Source organism: Streptomyces sp. AC1-42W, from assembly GCF_003248355.1.
Taxonomy (GTDB): domain Bacteria; phylum Actinomycetota; class Actinomycetes; order Streptomycetales; family Streptomycetaceae; genus Streptomyces.
Genome location: NZ_QKWY01000002.1, coordinates 3019200 through 3041774 on the forward strand (window position 1 = coordinate 3019200; position 22575 = coordinate 3041774).

The 22575-nt window shown below is 72.4% G+C and carries 22 protein-coding genes; 6 read left to right on the top strand and 16 right to left on the bottom strand.

All coding sequences use genetic code 11. The annotated features are described in order from the left end of the window. Positions 1-5: 5 nt before the first annotated feature. The 3 genes from DNK56_RS31355 to DNK56_RS31365 all read right to left on the bottom strand — a co-directional run bounded on the left by DNK56_RS31355 (position 6) and on the right by DNK56_RS31365 (position 3749). Positions 6-1313 carry a hypothetical protein gene (locus DNK56_RS31355; RefSeq protein ID WP_111339137.1) on the bottom strand — a complete coding sequence of 436 codons (1308 nt, stop codon included), beginning with the start codon at positions 1311-1313 and terminating at the stop codon, positions 6-8. Between the two features lie 125 nt (positions 1314-1438). Next, positions 1439-3088, bottom strand: coding sequence for an acyl-CoA dehydrogenase family protein (locus DNK56_RS31360; protein ID WP_111339138.1), 1650 nt, complete (start codon positions 3086-3088; stop codon positions 1439-1441). Positions 3089-3131: 43 nt separating this feature from the next. Beyond that, a complete protein-coding gene (locus DNK56_RS31365) occupies positions 3132-3749 on the bottom strand; it encodes a TetR/AcrR family transcriptional regulator (protein ID WP_111339139.1) in 618 nt (205 codons plus the stop codon). 108 nt (positions 3750-3857) lie between these two features. Here DNK56_RS31365 and DNK56_RS31370 point away from each other — a divergent pair, with 108 nt between their 5' ends. Together DNK56_RS31370 and DNK56_RS31375 are read left to right on the top strand one after the other, a co-directional pair. After that, a complete protein-coding gene (locus tag DNK56_RS31370; RefSeq protein WP_111339140.1) occupies positions 3858-5345 on the top strand; it encodes an AlkA N-terminal domain-containing protein in 1488 nt (495 codons plus the stop codon). Continuing rightward, positions 5342-5842, top strand: coding sequence for a methylated-DNA--[protein]-cysteine S-methyltransferase (locus tag DNK56_RS31375; RefSeq protein ID WP_111339141.1), 501 nt, complete (start codon positions 5342-5344; stop codon positions 5840-5842). The genes DNK56_RS31370 and DNK56_RS31375 overlap by 4 nt, the downstream gene beginning before the upstream one ends. A 71-nt stretch (positions 5843-5913) precedes the next feature. Here DNK56_RS31375 and DNK56_RS31380 read toward each other — a convergent pair whose 3' ends face one another. Together DNK56_RS31380 and DNK56_RS31385 are read right to left on the bottom strand one after the other, a co-directional pair. Then, the gene (locus tag DNK56_RS31380) at positions 5914-6498 is read right to left on the bottom strand and encodes a TMEM165/GDT1 family protein (RefSeq protein ID WP_111339142.1); all 585 of its coding nucleotides are present in this window, start codon (positions 6496-6498) and stop codon (positions 5914-5916) included. A 236-nt stretch (positions 6499-6734) separates the two neighbouring features. Next, positions 6735-7655, bottom strand: a complete 921-nt coding sequence (locus tag DNK56_RS31385) for an alpha/beta fold hydrolase (protein ID WP_111339143.1) — start codon at positions 7653-7655, stop codon at positions 6735-6737. A gap of 98 nt (positions 7656-7753) precedes the next feature. Here DNK56_RS31385 and DNK56_RS31390 point away from each other — a divergent pair, with 98 nt between their 5' ends. Beyond that, positions 7754-8338 carry a CGNR zinc finger domain-containing protein gene (locus DNK56_RS31390; RefSeq protein WP_111339144.1) on the top strand — a complete coding sequence of 195 codons (585 nt, stop codon included), beginning with the start codon at positions 7754-7756 and terminating at the stop codon, positions 8336-8338. 30 nt (positions 8339-8368) lie between these two features. Here the strand turns inward: DNK56_RS31390 and DNK56_RS31395 are convergent, their stop codons facing one another. After that, positions 8369-8569: a DUF2191 domain-containing protein gene (locus DNK56_RS31395; protein ID WP_111339145.1), complete on the bottom strand. Its 201-nt coding sequence runs from the start codon at positions 8567-8569 to the stop codon at positions 8369-8371. 93 nt (positions 8570-8662) lie between these two features. After that, the gene (locus DNK56_RS31400; protein WP_111339146.1) at positions 8663-9154 is read right to left on the bottom strand and encodes an NUDIX domain-containing protein; all 492 of its coding nucleotides are present in this window, start codon (positions 9152-9154) and stop codon (positions 8663-8665) included. Positions 9155-9280: 126 nt separating this feature from the next. On the opposite strand from DNK56_RS31400, the gene DNK56_RS31405 reads away from it, so the two are divergent. Further along, the gene (locus DNK56_RS31405) at positions 9281-10396 is read left to right on the top strand and encodes a glycerate kinase (protein ID WP_111339147.1); all 1116 of its coding nucleotides are present in this window, start codon (positions 9281-9283) and stop codon (positions 10394-10396) included. A gap of 80 nt (positions 10397-10476) precedes the next feature. Here the strand turns inward: DNK56_RS31405 and pssA are convergent, their stop codons facing one another. Further along, complete coding sequence (pssA, locus tag DNK56_RS31410) at positions 10477-11331, bottom strand: CDP-diacylglycerol--serine O-phosphatidyltransferase (RefSeq protein ID WP_241990146.1); 855 nt, start codon at positions 11329-11331, stop codon at positions 10477-10479. Continuing rightward, a complete protein-coding gene (locus DNK56_RS31415; RefSeq protein WP_111339148.1) occupies positions 11318-11965 on the bottom strand; it encodes a phosphatidylserine decarboxylase in 648 nt (215 codons plus the stop codon). The genes pssA and DNK56_RS31415 overlap by 14 nt, the downstream gene beginning before the upstream one ends. Before the next feature lie 2 nt (positions 11966-11967). Between DNK56_RS31415 and DNK56_RS35120 the strand changes: the two genes are divergently transcribed. Next, positions 11968-12114 (top strand): hypothetical protein, encoded by a 147-nt coding sequence (locus DNK56_RS35120; protein ID WP_158558456.1) that lies wholly within the window; start codon positions 11968-11970, stop codon positions 12112-12114. A gap of 35 nt (positions 12115-12149) precedes the next feature. Here DNK56_RS35120 and DNK56_RS31420 read toward each other — a convergent pair whose 3' ends face one another. From DNK56_RS31420 to DNK56_RS31450, 7 genes are all read right to left on the bottom strand, one after another. Then, positions 12150-13355 (bottom strand): acyl-CoA dehydrogenase family protein, encoded by a 1206-nt coding sequence (locus DNK56_RS31420; RefSeq protein WP_111339149.1) that lies wholly within the window; start codon positions 13353-13355, stop codon positions 12150-12152. A 2-nt stretch (positions 13356-13357) separates the two neighbouring features. Next, positions 13358-13885: a MaoC family dehydratase gene (locus DNK56_RS31425; RefSeq protein ID WP_111339150.1), complete on the bottom strand. Its 528-nt coding sequence runs from the start codon at positions 13883-13885 to the stop codon at positions 13358-13360. Position 13886: 1 nt separating this feature from the next. After that, the gene (locus tag DNK56_RS31430) at positions 13887-14909 is read right to left on the bottom strand and encodes an HpcH/HpaI aldolase/citrate lyase family protein (RefSeq protein WP_111339151.1); all 1023 of its coding nucleotides are present in this window, start codon (positions 14907-14909) and stop codon (positions 13887-13889) included. Beyond that, the gene (locus tag DNK56_RS31435; protein ID WP_111339152.1) at positions 14906-16918 is read right to left on the bottom strand and encodes a protein meaA; all 2013 of its coding nucleotides are present in this window, start codon (positions 16916-16918) and stop codon (positions 14906-14908) included. The genes DNK56_RS31430 and DNK56_RS31435 overlap by 4 nt, the downstream gene beginning before the upstream one ends. A gap of 9 nt (positions 16919-16927) precedes the next feature. Continuing rightward, positions 16928-18325 (bottom strand): crotonyl-CoA carboxylase/reductase, encoded by a 1398-nt coding sequence (gene ccrA / locus DNK56_RS31440; protein WP_111339153.1) that lies wholly within the window; start codon positions 18323-18325, stop codon positions 16928-16930. Between the two features lie 459 nt (positions 18326-18784). Continuing rightward, a complete protein-coding gene (locus DNK56_RS31445) occupies positions 18785-19600 on the bottom strand; it encodes a TetR family transcriptional regulator (RefSeq protein ID WP_111339702.1) in 816 nt (271 codons plus the stop codon). 91 nt (positions 19601-19691) lie between these two features. Next, the gene (locus tag DNK56_RS31450) at positions 19692-21473 is read right to left on the bottom strand and encodes a 3-hydroxyacyl-CoA dehydrogenase family protein (RefSeq protein ID WP_111339154.1); all 1782 of its coding nucleotides are present in this window, start codon (positions 21471-21473) and stop codon (positions 19692-19694) included. Positions 21474-21906: 433 nt separating this feature from the next. On the opposite strand from DNK56_RS31450, the gene DNK56_RS31455 reads away from it, so the two are divergent. Beyond that, on the top strand, positions 21907-22488 hold the full coding sequence (locus tag DNK56_RS31455) for a HEAT repeat domain-containing protein (protein ID WP_111339703.1): 582 nt from the start codon (positions 21907-21909) through the stop codon (positions 22486-22488). The last annotated feature ends 87 nt before the right edge of the window (positions 22489-22575 follow it).

Genomic DNA, 22575 nt, shown 5'->3' on the forward strand with positions numbered 1-22575 from the left:
GCCGGTCAGCCGGACGCGGCGGCCCGCTCCCGGTCCGGAGCGGGCGCCCCCGCCGCCAGGAACTCCACGACGGCCAGCAGGAACAGCAGACACAGCGCGATCCCGACGACCACCCACCCCGTGGGATGCGCCCACAGCAGCCAGACCAGGAGCGCGCCCGCCACCAGCAGCCAGGTGATCCAGGCCCGGAACCGCCGGACGAACGGCCCCACCGGGCCCGTGCGCAGCCCCGCCCCCTCGGCGGTGGCGCGCGCCGCCCCGATGCCGGACGTCCACAGCCCCCGCACGGTCCGGGCGCGGCGGCCCGGCCCGGTCAGCCACGCGGACAGCGCGACGACGACGCCGACCGCCACCACCATCCGCACCGTCGTCCCCAGGAACCGGGTCATCGCGTCGTAGACCGCGCCCGCCGCCCCCGGCGACACCCCGGCCGGCAGGGCGTCCAGATACACCGCCCGGAAGACCCGCAGCCCGATCCCCAGCACCCCGGCCGCGAACGCGGCGCCCAGCGCCCCGGCGACCAGGGCCCGGCGCCGCCGCACCGCGAGCAGGACGCCCCCGGCGATCAGCAGCACCGCGATCACGGGCAGCCAGTTGCCCAGGAACTGAAGCACCCGCAGATACGTCCTGGCCTCGCCGATCGCCTCGGACCGGACGAGCGTGATGTGGGTGTGGACCTCCGGGAGATGCCCGGCCGCCGTCAGGCCGCGGTTCACCAGCCGCTGTTCGACCTTGTCCACGACGGGCCCCAGGTCGAGCACGGCCGCGTCGTCGGTCAGCTCCACCGCCCCGCCGCCCTTGCCGGTGAGCGCCTTGTCCACGGTGCTGTGGGCCCGCCGGTTGGCCTCGGTCCACAGCCGCTCGAAGTCGTCCGACGCGGCGACCTCGCGCGCCCGGTCGTGCACGAAGCCGCGCAGCGCGTCCTGCAGCGCACCGCCCGCCCGGCCCAGCGCCTTCTCCAGCCGGGGCCGGTCGCCGGGCGCCACGCCGGACAGCAGCGTGGAGAGGTCGATCCTGGTCATCAGGGCGTCGGTCACCCGGTCGGCCACGGCGTCCTGCACCGCCGGGTCGGAGGCCAGCGGGGCGACCGCGGCCACGTACCGGTCGGTGTCCGCGACCTGGTCGGACGCCCAGACGGCGACCACCGACAGCGGGGCGAGCAGACAGCCGAGAGCGATCAGGACGGCGGCGAGGAAGGACCGGCCGCGATGCCGGGGCGGCCGGGCCCGCTCCTCTTCGAGCGCGGCCACGCGGTCCCGGAGCGCCCGCACCTCCCCGGACGGCGAGCCGTCACTCCCGTCGATGCCCTCCACCGCGCCTCCCGCCGGTCCCGTGTACCTGACTGCCAGGCAACGTGGCCCACCGGACCGGCGCGAGCCGGACTGGGCCGAACGGGAGCCGGTCGCCCCCGCCCCGGCCCGGGTCCGCCGGGCAAGCCCTACGCCGGCAGGCGTTCCAGCAGCCCCGCGAAGTCCGTGTCCGGGGCCAGGGTGCCGAACGCCAGCCCCCGGTCACCGGCCAGCCGGGACGCGCAGAACGCGTCCGCCACCGCAGCCGGGGCGTGCCGCACGAGCAGCGAGCCCTGGAGCACCAGCGCCGCACGCTCGATCAGCCGCCGGGCCCGCAGCGGGGCGTCCTCCGTCAGCACCAGCTCACCGCGCAGCTCGCGCCAGGCCGCGTCCAGCCGGCGGTCCGCCCCCGAGGCGGCCCCGACCTCGGCGCCGAACGCCTCCAGGGACTCCGGCTCCCGCGCCAGCGCCCGCAGCAGGTCCAGCGCGTTCACATTGCCCGACCCCTCCCAGATGCCGTTGAGCGGCGCCTCCCGGTACATGCGCGGCAGGCCCGAGTCCTCCACATAGCCGTTGCCGCCGAGGCACTCCAGCGCCTCGGCGACCGCGACCGGCTGCCGCTTGCACACCCAGTACTTGGACACCGCCGTGGCCAGCCGCAGGAACGCCCGCTCACCCGCGTCGCCCCGCCGCGCCCGGTCGGCGGCCCCGGCCAGCCGCAGCGCGAGCGTGGTGGCGGCCTCCGACTCGACCGCGAGGTCGGCGAGCACGTTGCGCATCAGCGGCTGGTCGATCAGCGTGGCGCCGAACACCGAGCGGTGGCGGGCGTGGTGGGCGGCCTGGGCGAGCGCGGCCCGGATGCCGGCCGCCGAACCGAGGACGCAGTCCAGCCGGGTCATCGTCACCATCTCGATGATGGTGCGCACCCCCTTGCCCTCGGCGCCGACGAGCCAGGCGACCGTGTCGTCGAACTCCGGCTCGCCGCTGGCGTTGGAGCGGTTGCCGAGCTTGTCCTTGAGCCGCTGGATGCGGAAGGTGTTGCGGCTGCCGTCCGGCAGGACGCGCGGCACCAGGAAGCAGGAGAGCCCGCCCGGTGCCTGGGCGAGGACCAGGAACAGGTCGTTCATCGGGGCGCTGGTGAACCACTTGTGCCCGCGCAGCCGCCAGGTGCCGTCACCGGCCTCGGTGGCCGCCGTGGTGTTGGCGCGCACATCGGTGCCGCCCTGCTTCTCCGTCATGCCCATTCCGGCGAGCAGCCCCGCCTTGTCGGCGGGCGTCCGCAGCCCGGCCTCGTACACCCGGGAGGTGAGCAGCGGCTCGTACACCTCGGCCAGGTCGGGGGCGTGCCGCAGGGCGGGGACGACGGCGTACGTCATGGAGACGGGGCACAGATGGCCGGCCTCCAGCGTGGACATCAGCATGAAGCCGGCCGCGCGCGCGACATGGGCGCCGGGGCGCTCGTCGGCCCAGGCGGCCCCGGCCAGGCCCGCGCCCACCGAGGCGTTCATGAGGTGGTGGTAGGCGGGGTGGAAGTCGACCTCGTCCACACGGTTGCCGTAGCGGTCGTGGGTGCGCAGCACGGGCCCGTTGACGTTGGCCTGCTCGGCCCACTCCTGGGCCTGGGCGCTGCCGACGAGCCGGCCGACGCGGTGCAGCTCCTCGGTGTGCCAGGCGGCGCCCTCGCGGCGCAGGCCCTCCAGGAGGACCGCGTCCTCGGCCGCGTCGTACCCCGTCAACGGCGGGGTCTGGTTGGTCACTTCGTGGGTCGCGGCGCCGGGGGAGCCGGGCGGGGCGGTCATGGACACGGGAACCTCCGGAGGGATGAGGGGGTACGCGGATCGGTCAGCGGCCGGCGACGGGCGGGGCGCCCGCGCAGCGCAGGGCCATGGCGACCAGTTCGGTGAGCAGCGCCCCGGCGGTCGCCTCGTCGCGGGCGCCGAGCGGGTCGACCAGGACCTCGCCGACCGCGCCGGTGAGCGCGGCGGCGGTGATCTCGCCGTTCTGCGCGGGCAGCAGGCCGTCCTCGATGCCCTGGCGGACGACCTCCGCGAACAGCGCCCGGTAGCGGCGGCGGAACTCCAGCCGCTCGGCGCCCACCGCCGGATCGGCCGGGGCGGCGAGCAGCGCGTAGGCCAGTCCGCGGTTCTCCAGCGCCCGGCGGGCGAAGACCTCCACGCCGCCGGCCAGCCGCTCCACCGGGCTGCCCGGCCCGTGCAGCACCTCGCCCAGGACCTCCACCTCGCGCCCGGCGGCGCGCCGGAACACCTCGACCGCCAGCGCCGCCTTGGACGGGAAGTGCTGGTAGACCGAACCGGCCGCGATACCGGCCGCGTCGGCGACGGCGGTCACCGACGCCTGCGCCCAGCCCACCTCGGTCACGACCGCGGTGGCACAGGCGACGAGGTGCTCCCTGGCTGCTTCGAGCCGACTGATCTCGGCGGGTGTCCTGCGGTAGGCCATGAATGAAGTGAACCACCATTCAGAGCTTCCCGCCACGGTCCGGACGGCGCGACGCCCATGTCGGATTTCCGCCAGCCCCGGCCCCCTTCCGTGAACCATCCTTGAACCATGCACACCGACACCGAGCGTTGCGTACGGGCCGTACGGTCCAAGGACGCCCGCTTCGACGGCTGGTTCTTCACGGCCGTCCTGACCACCCGGATCTACTGCCGGCCGAGCTGCCCCGTCGTCCCGCCCAAGGCCGAGAACATGACGTTCTACCCGAGCGCGGCGGCCTGTCAGCAGGCCGGGTTCCGGGCCTGCAAACGGTGCCGGCCCGACACCAGCCCCGGCTCGCCCGCCTGGAACGCCCGCGCCGACTCCGCCGCCCGCGCCATGCGGCTGATCCGGGACGGGGTCGTGGACCGCGAAGGCGTACCGGGCCTCGCCGCCCGCCTCGGCTACTCGCCCCGCCAGATCGAGCGCCAGCTGCTCGCCGAACTGGGCGCCGGACCGCTCGCCCTGGCCCGCGCCCAGCGCGCCCAGACCGCCCGGGTGCTCATCGAGACCACCGCCCTGCCCATGGCCGAGGTGGCCTTCGCGGCCGGCTTCGCCTCCGTCCGCACCTTCAACGACACCGTCCGCGAGGTCTTCGCCCTGGCCCCCGGCGAACTGCGCGCCCGCGCCGCCCGCACGGCCCCGCCGCCCGCCACCCCCGGCGTCATCGCCCTGCGCCTGCCGTACCGCGCACCGCTCAACCCGAGCAACCTCTTCGGCCACCTCGCCGCCACCGCCGTCCCCGGCGTCGAGGAATGGCGCGACGGGGCCTACCGGCGCACCCTCGCCCTGCCGCACGGCCACGGCATCGTCGCGCTCACCCCCCGCCCCGACCACATCGCCTGCCGGCTCTCCCTCACCGACCCGCGCGACCTGACCCTCGCCATCAGCCGGTGCCGCTGGCTGCTCGACCTGGACGCCGACCCGGTCGCCGTGGACGGGCAGCTGCGCACCGACCCGCTGCTCGCCCCGCTGGTCGACGCCGCCCCCGGCCGCCGGGTGCCCAGGACCGTGGACGGCGCCGAATTCGCCGTACGGGCCGTGCTCGGGCAGCAGGTGTCCACCGCCGCCGCCCGCACCCACGCCGCCCGGCTCGTCACCGCCCACGGCACCCCCGTCGACGACCCGGAGGGCGGGCTGACCCACCTCTTCCCGGACCCGGAGGCGCTGGCCGGCCTGGACCCCGAGCGGCTGGCCCTGCCGCGCAGCCGCCGCCGCACCCTCACCACCCTCGTCCACGCCCTCGCGGACGGCTCACTGCGGCTGGGCCCCGACTCCGACTGGGAGCGGGCCCGCGCCGAACTGACCGCGCTGCCCGGCTTCGGCCCCTGGACCGTCGAGGTCGTCGCCATGCGCGCCCTCGGTGACCCGGACGCCTTCCTGCCGACCGACCTCGGCATCCGCAGGGCCGCCCAGCACCTCGGCCTGCCCGCGACCCCGGCCGCCCTCACCGCTCGCGCGGCCGGCTGGCGCCCCTGGCGCGCGTACGCCGTCCAGTACCTCTGGACCGTGGACGACCACCCGATCAACCACCTTCCCGCCGCAGGAGGCACCCCGTGACCCGGCAGCACACCGTCGTGGACAGCCCCTACGGGCCGCTCACCCTCGTCGCCACCGACGGCGTCCTGGCCGGCCTCTACATGACCGGCCAGCGCCACCGGCCCCCCGAGGAGACCTTCGGCGAGCCCGACCCGCGCCCCTTCACCGAGGCCGCGCGCCAGCTCGACGCCTACTTCGCCGGTGACCTGCGCGCCTTCGACCTCCCGCTGCGCCTGGACGGCACCCCGTTCCAGCGCGGCGTCTGGGAGCAGCTGCTGCTCATCCCGTACGGCGAGACCCGCACCTACGGGGAACTCGCCGAGAACCTCGGCAAGCCCGGCGCCTCCCGTGCCGTGGGCCTGGCCAACGGCAAGAACCCGGTCGGCATCATCGTGCCCTGCCACCGGGTGATCGGGGTATCCGGCGGCCTCACCGGCTACGGCGGCGGCCTGGACCGCAAGCAGCGGCTGCTCGCCTTCGAGAACGGCACCGAACGGAGCGCTCCGGCGCTGTTCTGAGCGGCACGGCGGGGGCCCCGCACACGCCTGCTTGGGTTCAAGGGCCCCTCGCCGTACGGTTCTCCCGCCGGTCAGCCGGTGAAGATCTCCACCGCCGTCCAGATCGCCAGCCCCAGCATGCACAGGCCGCCGATGCGCTGGACGGTCTTGAGCGGTACGCGCTTGGCGATGAACCGGCCCGCCAGCAGCGCCAGCGCGGACACCGACATCAGGGCGGCGGCGGAGCCGATCGCGGTGGACCAGGTGCCGTTGCTCGCCGCCAGGTTGGCGGTCGTGATCTGCGTGAGGTCACCCCACTCGCTGATGAACACCGCCATGAACGCCGTCGAGTACACCGGCCAGAAGCCGGTCACCGTCTTCGGGCCCTCGTCGTCGTCCTCGTCGTCACCGCCGCCGCGCAGCAGCATGAAGGCACCGAAGGCGAAGAGGGAGGCCGAGACGAGCTTGACGATCCAGTCGGGCAGCAGCCCGAGCAGCCCGCCCGCGCCCACCGCGATGGCGACGTGCACGATGAACGCCGAGGAGGTGCCGAACCAGACGTAGAGCGGACGCATGCGCGTGCCCATCGCCAGCGACGCGAACATCGTCTTGTCCGGGAGTTCGGCGAGGAAGATCAGCCCGAAAGCGGTGATGATCGCCAGGGGGTCGAGATGCATTCCGGGTGGCTTTCTGTACGAGCCGGGCCCCGGATCTCCGCGAAGTGCCGCTCGGGCGTTTCGGAGGACCACTCGGCCCGGCATGACGGCACCGCCCACGGGGCGTGGGCGTGTCATACCTGACCGAAGGTCTCGCCCACCCGTGATGATCCCGATCCACGAGCCCGGCCACCGGGAACCCGGGGGTTCCAGTGTGTCGACGACCGGTTTGCGGGGCTACTCCCCTTCGCAGCCGTTCATGTTACCGGAAGAGCGCGAGCGGCCCCGACGCGGTCCAGGAAACCGGCGATCAGCGGGGCGATGTGCGGGAGGTGGTCCTCCAGCGCGAAGTGCCCGGTGTCGAAGAGGCGCAGTTCGGCGTCCGGGAGGTCGCGCAGATAGGCGCGGGCGCCGGGCGCGGGGAAGAACATGTCGTGTGCGCCCCAGACGATCAGCGCCGGCGGGGTGTGCGTCCGCAGCCACTCCTGCCAGCGCGGGTAGAGCGCCAGGTTGGAGTGGTAGTCGAAGGCCAGGTCCAGCTGGGGCGTGGTGCGGCCGGGCAGGTCCAGGAAGTGCTGGTCCAGCGTCCAGCCGTCCGGCGCCACCAGCTCCGGATCGGCCGTCCCGCCCTCGTACTGGCCGCGGGTGGCGGGCAGCGTCAGCAGGGAGCGTACGGTGTCGGCCGCGCCGGGGGTCTCCCGCCGCAGCCCGATGAAGTCGCGGGCCCGCGCGGACAGCCCCTCCTCGTACGCGTTCCCGTTCTGCACCACCAGGCCGGCGATCCACTCCGGGTGTCGGGCGGCGAGCCGGAACCCCACCGGCGCCCCGAAGTCGAACACGTACATCGCGAAGCGCGTCAGCCCGAGGCGCAGCACGAAACCCTCCACGATCTCGGCGAGCCGGTCGAAGGAGTACGTGAACGAGCCGCCGGCGGACGCGGAGAGCGGGGCGTCGCTGTGACCGAAACCCGGATAGTCCGGCGCGATCAGCCGGTAGCGGGCGCCGAGGGTGTCCATCAGCCGGCGGAACTGGTGCGAGGCCGAGGGAAAGCCGTGCAGCAGGAGCAGCGGCGGGGCGTCGTCCGCGCCGTCCACCGGGATCGACTCCCGGAAGAAGATCCGCACGCCGTCGACCTCGATGTGCCGGTGGCGGATCTGCGGAACCGTCTGGATCGCCATGTTCACATGCCTCCTCGATGGAATGACGCATTAGCTCTCCGAGGAGTTCTACGAGGTGGCCCACTAATGTGTCAAGTGAGTGAGTTAGCATTAGTGGCATGACTGGCCCTGAGCCCTTGACCGGCGAACCGCTCGCCCTGGACCTGCTGAACACGCTGCCGTACGCGGCCGGGGGAGAGCCGTACGACCATCTCGCCGACGCCGGGCGCCTGCGGGCCTGGCTGGCCCTGGAGGCGGACCGGCTGCCCCGGGCCGCCGGTGAGCACACGGCGGACGCGGCCGACGCGGCGGCCCTCCGCACCCTGCGGAGCTGTGCGGCGCGCGCCCTGGCCGCCGCCCGCCGGGGGGAGCGGCCCGACGCGGCCGACCTGGACGCCCTGAACGAGGCGCAGCGCGCCGCCCCCGCCGTCCGCTTCGCGGAGTGGGACGGCGCCACCGTGACGGCGGAGCCGCGCCGCTCGGGGCCGCTCGGGACACGGCTCGCCGCGGCGCTCGCCGAAGAAGTGGTCCTGCTGCTCGCGGACCCGGCCGTGCGCAAGGTCAGGAAGTGCGAGGCGGACGACTGCACGATGCTGTTCCTGCCGGCCCACCCCCGGCGCCGCTGGTGCTCGGCCGCACGCTGCGGCAACCGGGCCCGGGTCGCCCGCTACTACGCCCGCCACAAGGAGGACCGCCCCGGCTGAGGGGCGGCCGCCGCATGCGCCGGTGTGCGGTCAGCCCTGGACCTCCGGGGGCCTGGGCTCGTCCTCGCGCAGCAGCTCCTCGCGCGCGGCGGTGCGCGCCTCCGTGCGGTGGCCGCGGGCGATGTAGTCGCGCACGACGAGTTCGACGGCGTCCTGCGGATTGCCGACCCCCGCGAGCACCATCACTTCGACCACGAGTTCCGCATCGAGACTGACCGCTACCTTCGCCATGGCGCGACGGTAGCAGGCACACCTGGACCGCCCGGCCCGAACCCGCAACCCGGCCCGGCCGGGCTCGGGTGCGGCCTGCTCTGCGGCCCGGTCTCAGCCGACCGGGAGGCCGTCCTCCAGCTCCACCGCGCCCGTGCCGGTCTCCAGCGCCCGGAGCGCCGCCCGCACCCGGTGGGCGCGCGCCCCCTTCAGATAGTCGTCGATCTCCGCCGGCTCGACGAGCTTCCACGACAGCAGCTCCGACTCCTGGAGCCGGATCGCCCGCAACCGCTCGTCGTCCAGCACACCCCCGTCGTACACGTACGCCACGATCGGCGGCCGGCCGGTGCCGCGCGCCCAGTCCACGGCCAGCAGCCGGCCCGGCGCGATGTCCAGGCCGATCTCCTCCAGCGACTCGCGCCGCGCACCCTGCCTGGGGCTCTCCCCGTCCGCCGACTCGACCGTCCCGCCGGGCAGAGTCCAGCCCTCGCGGTAGTTCGGCTCGACGAGCAGCACCCGGCCCGCCGCGTCCCGGAAGACGCAGGCGGCACCCACCAGCACTTTGGGAAGACCGGCGATGTACGTGGCGTAGTCAGTAGAGGTCACACCGTCAGCGTAGGCGCAGTTTGATCGATCAGACCATGGGCACGGAGGGGGTGCTGCGGATAGGGTCGGGGCGGCGCGACTGCCTGTTCGAATGCAAAGGGAATCAAGGTGACGGACGGAGCAGTGATGGAGACCGCACGCGTACTCGTCGCGGCGGACAAGTTCAAGGGCTCGCTCACGGCGGTGCAGGTCGCCGAGCGGGTGACGGCCGGGCTTCGGCGCGTCGTCCCCGGAGTACGGGTGGAGACCCTGCCCGTGGCGGACGGCGGCGACGGCACCGTGGCCGCGGCGGTGGCCGCCGGCTTCGAACGCCGCGAGGCGCGCGTCACCGGACCGCTGGGCGACCCCGTCACCGCCGCCTACGCGGTGCGCGGCACCACCGCCGTGGTCGAGATGGCCGAGGCGTCCGGCCTCCAGCATCTGCCCGCCGGGGTCTTCGCCCCGCTCACGGCCACCACGTACGGCTCCGGCGAACTCCTGCTCGCGGCGATCGGGGCAGGCGCCCGGACCATCGTGTTCGGCGTCGGCGGCAGCGCGACCACGGACGGCGGGGCCGGCATGCTCAGCGCCCTCGGCGCCCGCCTCCTCGACGCGGACGGCAAGCCGGTCGGGCCGGGCGGCGGCGGCCTCGCGGACCTCGCCGAGGCGGACCTCTCCGGCCTCGACCCCCGGCTCGCGGGCCTCGACCTGATCCTCGCCAGCGACGTCGACAACCCCCTCACCGGCCCGACCGGCGCCCCCGAGGTCTACGGCCGGCAGAAGGGCGCCACCGAGGACGACATCGCGGTCCTCGACGCGGCCCTCACCCACTACGCCTCCCTCCTCGGCCCCGAGCAGGCGCTGCTCCCCGGCGCCGGGGCGGCCGGCGGCATCGGCTACGGCGCGCTCGTCGCACTCGGCGCGCGGTTCCGGCCCGGGATCGAGGTCATGCTCGACGTCCTCGGCTTCGGGCCGGCGCTGGAGCGGGCGACCTTCGTGATCACGGGCGAGGGCTCCCTGGACGCCCAGACCCTCCACGGCAAGGCCCCGGCGGGCGTCGCGGTGGCGGCCCGCGCGGCCGGCGTGGACGTGGTGGCGGTCTGCGGGCGCCTCGCGCTGACGCCGGAGGCGCTGGCGGGGGCGGGCATCCGCCGTGCGTACGCCCTGACGGAACTGGAGCCGGACCCGGCGGTGTGCATGGCGCAGGCGGGGCCGCTGCTGGAACGCGTGGCGGAATCGATCGCCCGCGACCACCTGGCCTGACGCACCCCCGGCCCGGCGCGACGCACGAGGGCCCGGATGCCGTGCCGGCATCCGGGCCCTCGTGTCGTTCGTACCGTCCGCTACGGCAGCTGCGCCGCGCGTGCCTCGCGGCGATTGCCGCGGAAGGTGTTCACCCGGCGGGCGGTCGCGAAGAGCGGGATGACCGCACCCAGGACCACCTGGAGCGCGCAGCCGGTCTGCAGGAGCAGCTGGCCGCCGGGGGCGTCCAGCGCCCACGCCGCCAGGAACCCCATCGCGGCCACGATCCAGCCGAGCATCGCCACCGCGAGGACACCCCGCGGCTTCGGGTACTCGACCCGGCTGACCATCAGCCACGCCACCCCGATGATCGCGAGCAACGTCGGGACGAAGGGCAGCTCCAGGAGCACGATCGAGATGACCGTGAGCGCTCCGAAGGGGCTCGGCATGCCCTGGAACATGCCGTCCTTCATCGTCACGCAGGAGAACCGCGCGAGTCTGAGCACCACCGCCAGCAGCACCACGATCGCCGCGAGCGCCGAGACCCGCTGGTGCGCGTCGTCCGCGACCATGCCGTACACGAGGACGAAGTACGCCGGGGCGAGCCCGAAGCTGATCAGGTCCGAGAGGTTGTCCAGCTCGGCACCCATCGGCGAGGACCGCAGCTTGCGGGCCACGAGCCCGTCGAAGAGGTCGAACACCGCTGCCATGAGCATGAGGATCACGGCGGTGGCCGCGGAGTGCCGCGCCATGCCGCTCTCGTCGCTGCCCGTCAGATGCGGGATCAGGATGCCCGTGGTGGTGAAGTACACCGCCATGAACCCGCAGGTCGCGTTGCCGAGGGTGAGGGTGTCCGCTATCGACAGCCGCAGCGAGAGCGGCATGTCCTCGGCGTCGTCCTCCGCCTCGGCCTCCGGCACCCAGCCGGTCTGTGTATCCGGATCAATCACGGTCAATGCGAGTCACCCCTGCGGTGGTGGGCTGGCCGACCTCGACCGCCACGTCCACACCTTCCGGAAGGTAGATGTCGACGCGGGAACCGAAGCGGATCAGTCCGATGCGCTCACCCTGCTCAACCTTCGTGCCCTGGGGCACGTAGGGCACGATGCGCCGGGCAACCGCCCCGGCGATCTGGACCATCTCGATGTCGCCCAGCTCGGTGTCGAAGTGCCAGACGACGCGCTCGTTGTTCTCGCTCTCCTTGTTGAAGGCGGGAACGAAGCCACCGGGCACATGCTCCACCGACGTCACCGTGCCGGCCAGCGGCGCCCGGTTGACGTGGACATTCAGCGGGCTCATGAAGATCGCTACGCGAGTACGCCCGTCCTTCCACGGCATGATGCTCTGCACCACGCCGTCGGCCGGTGAGATGATGCGCCCCCTGGAGATCTCGCGCTCCGGGTCCCGGAAGAACCAGAGCATGCCCGCCGCGAGCGCGGTGGTGGGCACGGCCACGGCCGCCCAGCGCCCGGACCGGCGGGCGCGGGTCAGGCTGAGGGCGGCGGTGGCGACGGTCGGCAGGAGCCACGGCGAAGCTCCGCGTGCGATGCGGACCCGGCCGCGTGAGGCAGAGGAATGGCTGTCGGGCATGGATGACCTTCGTAGCGGATGAGGCCGCGCTGGCAACGGGGGACGGCGGCTTTTCTTCCGTCGATGTTATCGGTTGCCAGCCGCAACTGGGCAAGCCGGCAGCCGAGTCGGACGTCTGGAAGACACCGGTTAAGGAGGACAAGGTGTGATCTTCTTCGCGGCCAAATCGCCACGAAAGGGACAATCAACCCTGGAAACGGTACTCCTCGAGGAGCCGGCGCCCGATGATCATTTTCTGGATCTCGGCGGTACCTTCACCGATCAGCAGCATCGGGGCCTCGCGGTAGAGGCGCTCGATCTCGTACTCCTTGGAGAAGCCGTAGCCGCCGTGGATACGGAAGGCGTCCTCGACGACTTCCTTGCAGTACTCGGAGGCGAGGTACTTCGCCATCCCTGCCTCCAGGTCGTTTCGCTCCCCGGAGTCCTTTTTGCGTGCCGCGTTCACCATCATGGCATGAGCGGCCTCGACCTTGGTGGCCATTTCGGCCAGCTTGAACTGGATCGCCTGGTGCTGCGCGATGGGCTTTCCGAAGGTCTGGCGCTGCTGCGCGTAGGAAATGCCCAGTTCGAAGGCACGCTGCGCGACGCCGCAGCCACGGGCCGCCACATTCACCCGGCCCACCTCGACACCGTCCATCATTTGGTAAAAGCCGCGACCGGTGGTGCCGCCGAGAACCCGGTTGGCCGGAATTCGCAGTCCGTCCATGATGAGCTCGGTGGTATCGACCCCCTTGTAGCCCATCTTCTCGATCTTGCCGGGGATCGTCAGTCCCGGGCGCACCTCGCCGAAGCCCGGTTCCTTCTCCACCAGGAACGTCGTCATCGACCTGTGCGGCGCCGTGCCCTCGGGGTGTCCTTCGTCACTCCGGCACAGCACGGCCACCAGCGAGGACGTACCGCCGTTCGTCAGCCACATCTTCTGGCCGTTCAGGACGTACTCCTCGCCGTCCCGGACGGCCTTGGAGCTGATCGCCGACACGTCCGAGCCGAGCGCCGGCTCCGACATCGAGAACGCGCCCCGCACCTCGCCCAGCGCCATCCGGGGCAGGAAGGTGTCCTTCTGCTCCCGGGTGCCGTGCTGCTTGAGCATGTACGCCACGATGAAGTGCGTGTTGATGATCCCCGACACACTCATCCAGCCGCGGGCGATCTCCTCCACGCACAGCGCGTACGTGAGCAGCGACTCGCCCAGACCGCCGTACTCCTCGGGGATCATCAGGCCGAACACGCCGAGTTCCTTCAGCCCCTCGACGATGTCGGCGGGGTACTCGTCGCGGTGTTCCAGCCGGGTCGCGACCGGAATGATCTCCTTGTCGACGAAATCCCTGACCGTGGCGAGGATCTCCTGCTGGACCTCGGTGAGCCCGGCCGTCTGGGCGAGTCGCGTCATGGCTACTTCTCCACGTTCTTCTGCGAGGGCTGGCTGAGCTCCGGGCGGCCGGGCTGTTCCCCGCCCCGCTCCCTGATGTACGTCTCCGTGGGAACCATGACCTTGCGGCGGAACACGCAGACGAGCGTGCCGTCCTGCTTGTAGCCCTTGGTCTCCACGTGGACGATTCCGCGGTCGTTCCTGGACCGTGACGGCGTCTTGTCCAGCACGGTCGTCTCGCCGTAGATCGTGTCGCCGTGGAAGGTCGGCGCCACATGCTTCAGCGACTCGATCTCCAGGTTGGCGATGGCCTTTCCGGAGACGTCCGGCACGGACATGCCGAGCAACAGCGAGTAGATGTAGTTGCCGACGACGACGTTCTTGCCGAAATCCGTCGTGTTCTCCGCATAGTTGCTGTCCATGTGCAGCGGGTGATGATTCATGGTCAGCAGGCAGAAGAGGTGGTCGTCGTATTCGGTGACCGTCTTTCCGGGCCAGTGCTTGTAGACCGCACCGACCTCGAATTCCTCGTAAGTGCGTCCGAACTGCATCTCAGGCCTCCGGGGCTTCGAACTTGGACGTGCGCAGCATGCCGGCGGCCCGGCCCTTGCCCGCGACGACCAGCGCCATCTTGCGGCTCGCCTCGTCGATCATCTCGTCGCCGAGCATCGCCGAACCCTTCTTGCCGCCCTCCTCGGAGGTGCACCAGTCGTAGGCGTCCAGGATCAGTTCGGCGTGGTCGTAGTCCTCCTGGGAGGGCGAGAACACCTCGTTGGCCGCCTCCACCTGGCCGGGGTGCAGCACCCACTTGCCGTCGAAGCCGAGCGCCGCCGCGCGGGCCGCCACCTCGCGGTACGCGTCCACGTCGCGGATCTGGAGGAACGGGCCGTCGATCGCCTGGAGGTCGTGCGTACGGGCCGCCATCAGGATGCGCATCAGGATGTAGTGGTACGCGTCCGCCGGGTAGCCGGGCGGCTGCTGGCCGACGACCAGGGTCTTCATGTTGATCGACGCCATGAAGTCGGCCGGGCCGAAGATCAGCGTCTCCAGCCGGGGCGAGGCCGCGCCGATCTCGTCGATGTTGACGAGGCCCTTGGCGTTCTCGATCTGCGCCTCGATGCCGATCCGGCCGACCTCGAAGCCCATCGTCTTCTCGATCTGGGTCAGCAGCAGGTCCAGCGCGACCACCTGCTGGGCGTCCTGGACCTTCGGCAGCATGACGCAGTCGAGGTTCTGTCCCGCGCCCTCGACGACCGTGACGACGTCGCGGTACGTCCAGTGCGTCGTCCAGTCGTTGACCCGGACCACGCGGGTCTTGCCCGTCCAGTCGCCGTTGTTCAGCGCGTCCACGATGTGGTGGCGGGCGCCCTCCTTGGCGAGCGGCGCGCAGGCGTCCTCCAGGTCCAGGAACACCTGGTCGGCCGGGAGGCCCTGGGCCTTCTCCAGGAAACGGGGGTTGCTTCCCGGCACCGCGAGACAGGAGCGGCGCGGGCGCAGGCGGGAGGTGCCGTCCCGGAGGGACGCCTCTTGAGGGCGGTGGTGGGCGACGGGCGGGCGGTTAACGGGGGTGGTCATGCGGGGACCTCCAGAGGGTCGAGCTTGTTCGCTTTCCGGATCTCGTCGACGATACGGCCGATGATCTCCGTGATACCGAAGTCCTTCGGGGTGAACACGGCCGCGACACCCGTCCTGATCAGGGCGTCGGCGTCGGCCGGGGGGATGATGCCGCCGGCGATGACCGGGATGTCCCCGGCCCCGGTGCGGCGCAGCCGGACCAGTACGTCCGGCACCAGTTCGGCGTGCGAGCCGGACAGGATGGACAGGCCGACGCAGTGCACGTCCTCGGCGACGGCGGCCGCGACGATCTGTTCGGGCGTCAGGCGGATGCCCTGGTAGACGACCTCGAAGCCGGCGTCCCGCGCGCGCACCGCGATCTGCTCGGCGCCGTTGGAGTGCCCGTCCAGGCCGGGCTTGCCCACGAGCAGCCGCAGCCGCCCGACGCCCAGGTCCGCGGCGGTCCGCGCCGCCTTCTCGCGTACGAGGGCGAGCGGCGAGCCCTCCTCGGCGGTCACCGCGACCGGGGCGGACGACACCCCGGTCGGCGCCCGGAACTCGCCGAAGACATCGCGCAGCGCCCAGGACCACTCGCCGGTGGTCACCCCGGCGCGGGCGCACTCGACGGTCGCCGCCATCAGGTTCTCGGTGCCGGCGGCGGCCTTCTTCAGCGCGGCCAGCGCCTCGTCGGCGCGGGCCGCGTCGCGGTTGTCGCGCCACTCGTCGAGCGCGGCCACCACCCTGGCCTCGTTGGCCGGGTCGACGGTCATGATCGCCCCGTCGAGGTCGGCGGTGAGCGGGCTTGGCTCGGTCGTGCCGTGGATGTTGACCCCGACGATCTTCTCCTCGCCGGCCTCGATCCGGGCCCGCCGCGCGGCGTGCGAGGCGACCAGCTCGGACTTGAGGTAGCCGGACTCGACGGCCGCCATCGCGCCGCCCATCGCCTCGATCCGGTCCATCTCGGCCAGCGATTCGGCGACCAGCTCGTCCACCTTGGCCTCGACGACGTGCGAACCGGCGAAGATGTCCTCGTACTCCAGCAGGTCGCTCTCGTGCGCCAGGACCTGCTGGATGCGCAGCGACCACTGCTGGTCCCAGGGCCGGGGGAGCCCCAGCGCCTCGTTCCAGGCGGGCAGCTGCACGGCACGCGCGCGGGCGTCCTTGGAGAGGGTCACGGCCAGCATCTCCAGGACGATGCGCTGGACGTTGTTCTCCGGCTGCGCCTCGGTCAGGCCCAGCGAGTTGACCTGGACGCCGTAGCGGAACCGGCGCTGCTTGGCGTCGGTGATGCCGTAGCGCTCGCGGGTGACGCGGTCCCAGATGCGGCCGAAGGCACGCATCTTGCACATCTCCTCGATGAAGCGGACGCCCGCGTTCACGAAGAACGAGATCCGCGCGACGACGGCCCCGAACTTCTCCTCGGGCACCTGCCCGGAGTCGCGTACGGCGTCGAGCACGGCGATGGCCGTGGACATCGCGTACGCGATCTCCTGGACCGGGGTGGCCCCGGCCTCCTGGAGGTGGTAGCTGCAGATGTTGATCGGGTTCCACTTGGGGATGCGGCCGACCGTGTACGTGATCATGTCGGTGGTCAGCCGCAGCGAGGGCCCCGGCGGGAAGACGTGCGTCCCGCGCGAGAGGTACTCCTTGACGATGTCGTTCTGCGTGGTGCCCTGGAGCGTGCCCGGGTCGGCGCCCTGCTCCTCCGCGACGACCTGGTAGAGCGCCAGCAGCCACATGGCGGTGGCGTTGATCGTCATGGAGGTGTTCATCTGCTCCAGGGGGATGCCCTGGAACAGCCGGCGCATGTCGCCGAGGTGCGAGACGGGCACCCCGACCCGGCCGACCTCGCCGCGCGCGAGCACGTGGTCGGGGTCGTAGCCGGTCTGGGTGGGCAGGTCGAAGGCGACCGAGAGGCCGGTCTGACCCTTGGCGAGGTTGCGCCGGTACAGCTCGTTGGACGCCTCGGCGGTGGAGTGGCCCGCGTACGTCCGCATGAGCCACGGGCGGTCCTTCTGACGTTCGCTCATCTCTGAACCTCAGACGTTCCGGCTGTGGCTGACGGTCCGCTCCGCCGGCGCGTCACGGAACAGGTTGATCGCGTCCAGGTGCCTCTCGCGCATCTCGTGGTCGCGCACGCCCAGGCCCTCGCGCGGGGCCAGCGCCAGGACGCCGACCTTGCCCTGGTGGCGGTTGCGGTGCACGTCGTACGCGGCCTGGCCGGTCTCCTCCAGCGAGTAGACCTTGGAGAGCGTCGGGTGGATCTTGCCCTTGGCGACCAGACGGTTGGCCTCCCACGCCTCGCGGTAGTTGGCGAAGTGGGAGCCGATGATGCGCTTGAGCGACATCCACAGGTAGCGGTTGTCGTACTCGTGCTGGTAGCCCGAGGTCGAGGCGCAGGTGACGATCGTGCCCCCCTTGCGGGTCACGTAGACGCTCGCGCCGAACGTCTCGCGGCCCGGGTGCTCGAAGACGATGTCGACGTCCTCGCCGCCGGTCAGCTCGCGGATGCGCTTGCCGAACCGCTTCCACTCGCGCGGGTCCTGGTTGTGCTCGTCCTGCCAGAACCGGTAGCCCTCGGCGTTGCGGTCGATGATCGCCTCGGCGCCCATCCGCCGGCAGATCTCCGCCTTCTGCTCGCTGGAGACGACACAGATCGGGTTGGCGCCGCCGGCCAGCGCGAACTGCGTGGCGTACGAGCCCAGGCCGCCGCTCGCGCCCCAGATCAGCACGTTGTCGCCCTGCTTCATACCGGCGCCGTTGCGCGAGACGAGTTGGCGGTACGCGGTGGAGTTGACCAGGCCGGGAGCCGCGGCCTCCTCCCAGCTGAGGTGGTCCGGCTTCGGCATCAGCTGGTTGGACTTGACGAGCGCGATCTCGGCGAGACCGCCGAAGTTGGTCTCGAAGCCCCAGATGCGCTGCTCCGGGTCGAGCATCGTGTCGTTGTGGCCGTCCGAGGACTCCAGCTCGACGGAGAGGCAGTGCGCGACGACCTCGTCACCGGGCTTCCAGGCGTTGACGCCGGGGCCGGTGCGCAGCACGACGCCCGCCAGGTCGGAGCCGATGACGTGGTACGGCAGGTCGTGGCGCCTGGTCAGCTCGCTGACCCGGCCGTAGCGCTCCAGGAAGCCGAACGTGGCGACCGGCTCGAAGATGGAGGTCCAGACGGAGTTGTAGTTCACCGAGCTGGCCATCACCGCGACCAACGCCTCGCCGGGGCCGAGTTCCGGCACCGGCACCTCCTCGACGTGGAGGGACTTGCGCGGGTCCTTGTCCCGGCTCTCGACGCCGGCGAACATCTCGGCCTCGTCCTTGTGCACGGTGACCGCGCGGTACGACTCCGGGATCGGCAGCGCGGCGAAGTCGGCGGTGGTGGCCGCGGCGGAGCCGCTCTGCGCTTCGGTCTGCGACTGGATCGCGTCCAGGATTTCCTTCACGGGTGCCTCCGGCGGATGGGATCCCCTGCTCGGCTGCTGGGCCGAGAGTTCGGGGAAGCGTTGAGGGAACGCTGAGGGGCCCTGGGAACAGGGGGAACGGGTCTGGAGGTGTGCCGTCGGTTCGGCGGGGTGGAGCTCGGCTGTCTGCTCGGTGGAGCAGGAAGGGTCGCCTGGTGACGCAGGCGCCGGGCGCGCAGGCACGTGGCTTGCGGGGACAGCCGGCGTACGTGAGATCCCAGCACGCCGGCCGCCCGGATGCCCTCAACGTATGGCACTGCGTGACAGCTGGCAAGGCACTCGGTGCCAGTAATTTCCCTCAATTGTCAGTCGACTGCTACGCATGAGCAACGCGGGGGATGCTATGGGTGAGTTCGCCCCGGAAAGGGCATGCCGATTTGCCCGGATGACACATGATCGTTCATCCGGGCGACCCGGCTGTCCGGGGTGGGGAGCCCCGGCTCAGCGGTCCTTGAGTGCCTGCTGGATGGTGCGCATCACTTCGTCCAGCGGCGCGTCCGTGCGCGCCACGGCGACCAGCACCTCGCCCCGGGTCTGTGCCGAGGCGGCCGGCTGGGCGGCCCGGTCCTCCTTGGCCGTGCGGCCCGCGCCGATGCCGGTGCCGAAGGTGTCGCGCACGATGGCGAAGGCCTGGTCGAGCTGTGCCTCCACATCGCCCTGCCCGTCCGCCCGCAGCCAGCGGCGCAGCACATGGTTGTGCGCGGTGACGACGGCGGACGCGGCGACCTCGGCCAGCAGTGGGTCGTCGTTGCCGGGCTGGTGGTCGCGCTCGTCGAAGTGGCCCAGGAGGTAGCGCGTGAACAGCCGCTCGTAGCGGGCCACCGAGGCGATCTCCGCCTGGCGCAGGGTGGGCACCTCGCGGGTCAGCTTGTAGCGGGCGACGGAGACCGCGGGCTTGGCCGCGTACATCCGCATGACTTCCTTGATGCCCCGGCACACCGTGTCGAGCGGGTGCTCGTGCGCCGGGGCGGCGTTCAGGACCGCCTCGGCCCGTACCAGGGTGTCGTCGTGGTCCGGGAAGATCGCCTCCTCCTTCGACCGGAAGTGCCGGAAGAAGGTCCGCCGGGCCACGCCCGCCGCCCCAGCGATCTCGTCGACCGTGGTGGCCTCGTAGCCCTTCGTGGCGAAGAGTTCCATCGCCGCGGCGGCCAGCTCGCGGCGCATTTTGAGTCGCTGGGCCGCGGCTCGGGTGCCTGCGGCACTTTCCGGGACGTCGGGCGCGGCGGACACACGGGAGGACCTGGCGGGCTGGGACATGGTGTGAACGTACTGCATCGGCGCGGGGGAGCGCGCCTGCGGGGGCGGGCCGCCCGGAGGCCCGAGCAGCCCGCCCCAGCCGGCCCCCGCGTCAGCGCCGGGCATATTCGCGGAAGCCGCGCCCCGTCTTGCGGCCGAGGCAGCCGGCGGCCACCAGGTGCTCAAGGAGCGGGGCGGGCGCCAGGCCGGGATCGCGGAACTCGCCGTGCAGCACCTTCTCGATGGCGAGCGAGACATCCAGGCCGACCACGTCGAGCAGCTCGAACGGGCCCATCGGGTAGCCGCCGCCCAGCTTCATCGCGGCGTCGATGTCGTCCAGCGAGGCGTAGTGCTCCTCGACCATCTTGATGGCGTTGTTGAGGTACGGGAACAGCAGCGCGTTCACGATGAAGCCGGCCCGGTCCCCGCAGTCCACCGGGTGCTTGCGCACCTTCAGGCACACCTCGTGGACCGTGGCGTGCACATCGTCGGCGGTGAGCACCGTGCGCACGACCTCGACCAGCTTCATCGCGGGCGCCGGGTTGAAGAAGTGCATCCCGACGACGTCCTCGGGCCGCCCGGTCGCCCGCGCGATCGCCACCACCGGCAGCGAGGAGGTCGTCGTCGCCAGCACCGCGCCCGGCCGGCACACCTTGTCGAGCGCGGCGAACAGCTGCCGCTTGACCGCCAGGTCCTCGGCGACCGCCTCCACGGCCAGGTCCACCCCGGCGAACGCGTCCAGCGAGCCGGCCGGGGTGATCCGGGCCAGCGTCTCGTCCCGCGCCTCCGGCGTCAGCCGGCCCTTGCCCACCGACCGGTCCAGCGACTTGGCGATCCGGGCCTTGGCCAGGTCCGCCTTCTCCTCGCCGCGCGCGGCGAGCACCACGTCGTACCCCGCCTTGGCGAAGACCTCCGCGATGCCGGAGGCCATCGTCCCGGAGCCGGCGACGCCCACCGAACGGACCGGGCGCCCGGCGGCCTCCCCGCCGCGCGGGGCGGGCGTCAGCGCGTCCGGCACCACGGTCTGGCTGCCCGGCTCCGCGTAGGTGTAGAAGCCGCGGCCCGCCTTGCGCCCGGTCAGCCCGGCCGCGCCGAGCTGGCCCAGGACGGGCGCGGGGGCGTGCAGCCGGTCGTGCGAGGCGGCGTACATCGCCTCCAGGACCGTACGGGCCGTGTCGATGCCGATCAGGTCCAGCAGGGCCAGCGGCCCCATCGGCAGACCGCAGCCCAGCCTCATCGCCGCGTCGATGTCCTCGCGGGTGGCGTAGTTCGCCTCGTACATCGCGGCGGCCTGGTTGAGGTAGCCGAACAGCAGGCCGTCGGCGACGAATCCGGGCCGGTCGCCGACCGCGACCGGCTCCTTGCCCAGGGCGCGGGCCAGCTCCGTGACCGCCTCCACGGCGGGCGGCGCGGTCAGCACCGAGGAGACCACCTCGACCAGCTTCATCGCGGGCGCCGGGTTGAAGAAGTGCAGCCCCAGCACCCGTTCCGGGCGCTGCGACTCGGCCGCCAGCCGGGTCACCGACAGCGCGTTGGTGCCGGTCGCCAGGATCGCGGTGGGCGAGACGATCGCGTCCAGCTCCCGGAAGACCCGCTGCTTGATCTCGTACGACTCCGGCACGACCTCGATGACCAGCTCCGCGTCGGCGGCGGCCCGGAGTTCGGAGAAGGTACGGAAGCGGGCGAGGGTGTCGCGCCGCTCCCGCTCGGTGAGCCGGCCGCGCTCCACGGCGCGTGCGGTGGACGCCTCCAGCGAGGCGACGGCCCGGCGGGCGGCCGCGTCGTCGACGTCGATGCCGACGACCTCGCGGCCCGAGCGGGCCAGGACCTCGGCGATGCCGGTGCCCATCGTGCCGAGGCCGACGACGGCAATGGTGGAGAGAGGGGTGTCCATCAGGGGACTCCAGGGATGAGTGACGACTGAGGGGAGCGCACGGCGCGCGGGCGAGGGAAGGGCCGATGGGCCCGGCCGGCGCACGGCGTACGGGAGTTGCCTGTCGTGGTGCTCGGCACCGGGCATGATCCACGCACGGAACCGGAAGGAACCGTGCGTGATACGCACAGGACCGGAAGGAACCGGGCGTGATCCACGCACGGGACCGGAAAATGGCGACGGACCCTGTCCCGGGGTCGCGTCTCGCGAAGCTGCCGAACCGACAAGACTCCGGGTGGCTGCGTCACCAGGCCACCGGAGCCGGCGGGAGAATGTCCCGCTCACCTGAGCTTAACCGGCGGGTAACGAGCGCGCCAGCCCTCGTCAGTTGTGGTCCCCCTCACACGAAACCGCCCTCCCAGTACGCAGAGTGCCCGCCTGTACGCTGAACGTCATGGACGAGGAGTTGCGGTCACTGGCCCACCGATCGGCCGAGGAGGCCGCGGCGGCGGGGGAGTCGGCGGACCACCGCGCCCTGCTCGCCGCCGACGACCCCGAGGCGCTGGCGCTGGTCCTCGTCGAGCGCGAACGCCCGCTCTGGGCCCGTGAACTCGCCGCCTTCCGGCTGGGCTGCGCCGGGGACCGCCGCGCCTTCGAGACCCTGGTCCTCCTCCTCAACCACCGCGACCCCGAACGCTGCGTCAGCGCCGCCCACGCCCTCGCCCGCCTCGGCGACCCGCGCACCCCGCGCGCGGCGGCGGCCCTCGCCACCAACCCCCTGCGCACCGCCTACGCCCTCCACCCGGTCCGCCTCCTCGCGGCCCTGCGCGCCCCCGAATCCGCCCCCGCCCTGGCCGCGACGCTGACCCGGCTGCTCGGCCCGGACGAACCGCACTGGCGCGTGGCGCTCGCCTGCGTGGAGGGCCTGGGCGGCCTCGGTGACCCGGCCGCCCGCCCGGCCCTGGAGGCGGCCCTGCCGCACCCCCGGCTCGGCGCGGCGGCGAGCGAGGCGCTGGGGCGGCTGCGGGCGGAGTGAGCGGCCCGCCGGGACCCGGTGTGTTTACGATGTAAACGGCGTGAACTCCGCGAGGTCGCGGCGCCCCTCGTGTACGCTTCCACGAGG

Bases quoted from the DNA above. Each gene is read 5' to 3' on its own strand.
- DNK56_RS31430 (WP_111339151.1), bottom strand. From the start codon at position 14,909: ATGACCACCCCCGTTAACCGCCCGCCCGTCGCCCACCACCGCCCTCAA.
- DNK56_RS31395 (WP_111339145.1), bottom strand. From the start codon at position 8,569: ATGGCGAAGGTAGCGGTCAGTCTCGATGCGGAACTCGTGGTCGAAGTG.
- DNK56_RS31455 (WP_111339703.1), top strand. From the start codon at position 21,907: ATGGACGAGGAGTTGCGGTCACTGGCCCACCGATCGGCCGAGGAGGCC.
- DNK56_RS31415 (WP_111339148.1), bottom strand. From the start codon at position 11,965: ATGCCCGACAGCCATTCCTCTGCCTCACGCGGCCGGGTCCGCATCGCA.
- DNK56_RS31445 (WP_111339702.1), bottom strand. From the start codon at position 19,600: ATGTCCCAGCCCGCCAGGTCCTCCCGTGTGTCCGCCGCGCCCGACGTC.
- DNK56_RS31370 (WP_111339140.1), top strand. From the start codon at position 3,858: ATGCACACCGACACCGAGCGTTGCGTACGGGCCGTACGGTCCAAGGAC.
- DNK56_RS35120 (WP_158558456.1), top strand. From the start codon at position 11,968: ATGACCTTCGTAGCGGATGAGGCCGCGCTGGCAACGGGGGACGGCGGC.
- DNK56_RS31425 (WP_111339150.1), bottom strand. From the start codon at position 13,885: ATGCAGTTCGGACGCACTTACGAGGAATTCGAGGTCGGTGCGGTCTAC.
- DNK56_RS31390 (WP_111339144.1), top strand. From the start codon at position 7,754: ATGACTGGCCCTGAGCCCTTGACCGGCGAACCGCTCGCCCTGGACCTG.
- DNK56_RS31360 (WP_111339138.1), bottom strand. From the start codon at position 3,088: ATGACCGCCCCGCCCGGCTCCCCCGGCGCCGCGACCCACGAAGTGACC.
- DNK56_RS31405 (WP_111339147.1), top strand. From the start codon at position 9,281: ATGGAGACCGCACGCGTACTCGTCGCGGCGGACAAGTTCAAGGGCTCG.
- DNK56_RS31380 (WP_111339142.1), bottom strand. From the start codon at position 6,498: ATGCATCTCGACCCCCTGGCGATCATCACCGCTTTCGGGCTGATCTTC.
- DNK56_RS31385 (WP_111339143.1), bottom strand. From the start codon at position 7,655: ATGGCGATCCAGACGGTTCCGCAGATCCGCCACCGGCACATCGAGGTC.
- DNK56_RS31365 (WP_111339139.1), bottom strand. From the start codon at position 3,749: ATGGCCTACCGCAGGACACCCGCCGAGATCAGTCGGCTCGAAGCAGCC.
- DNK56_RS31420 (WP_111339149.1), bottom strand. From the start codon at position 13,355: ATGACGCGACTCGCCCAGACGGCCGGGCTCACCGAGGTCCAGCAGGAG.
- DNK56_RS31450 (WP_111339154.1), bottom strand. From the start codon at position 21,473: ATGGACACCCCTCTCTCCACCATTGCCGTCGTCGGCCTCGGCACGATG.
- DNK56_RS31435 (WP_111339152.1), bottom strand. From the start codon at position 16,918: ATGAGCGAACGTCAGAAGGACCGCCCGTGGCTCATGCGGACGTACGCG.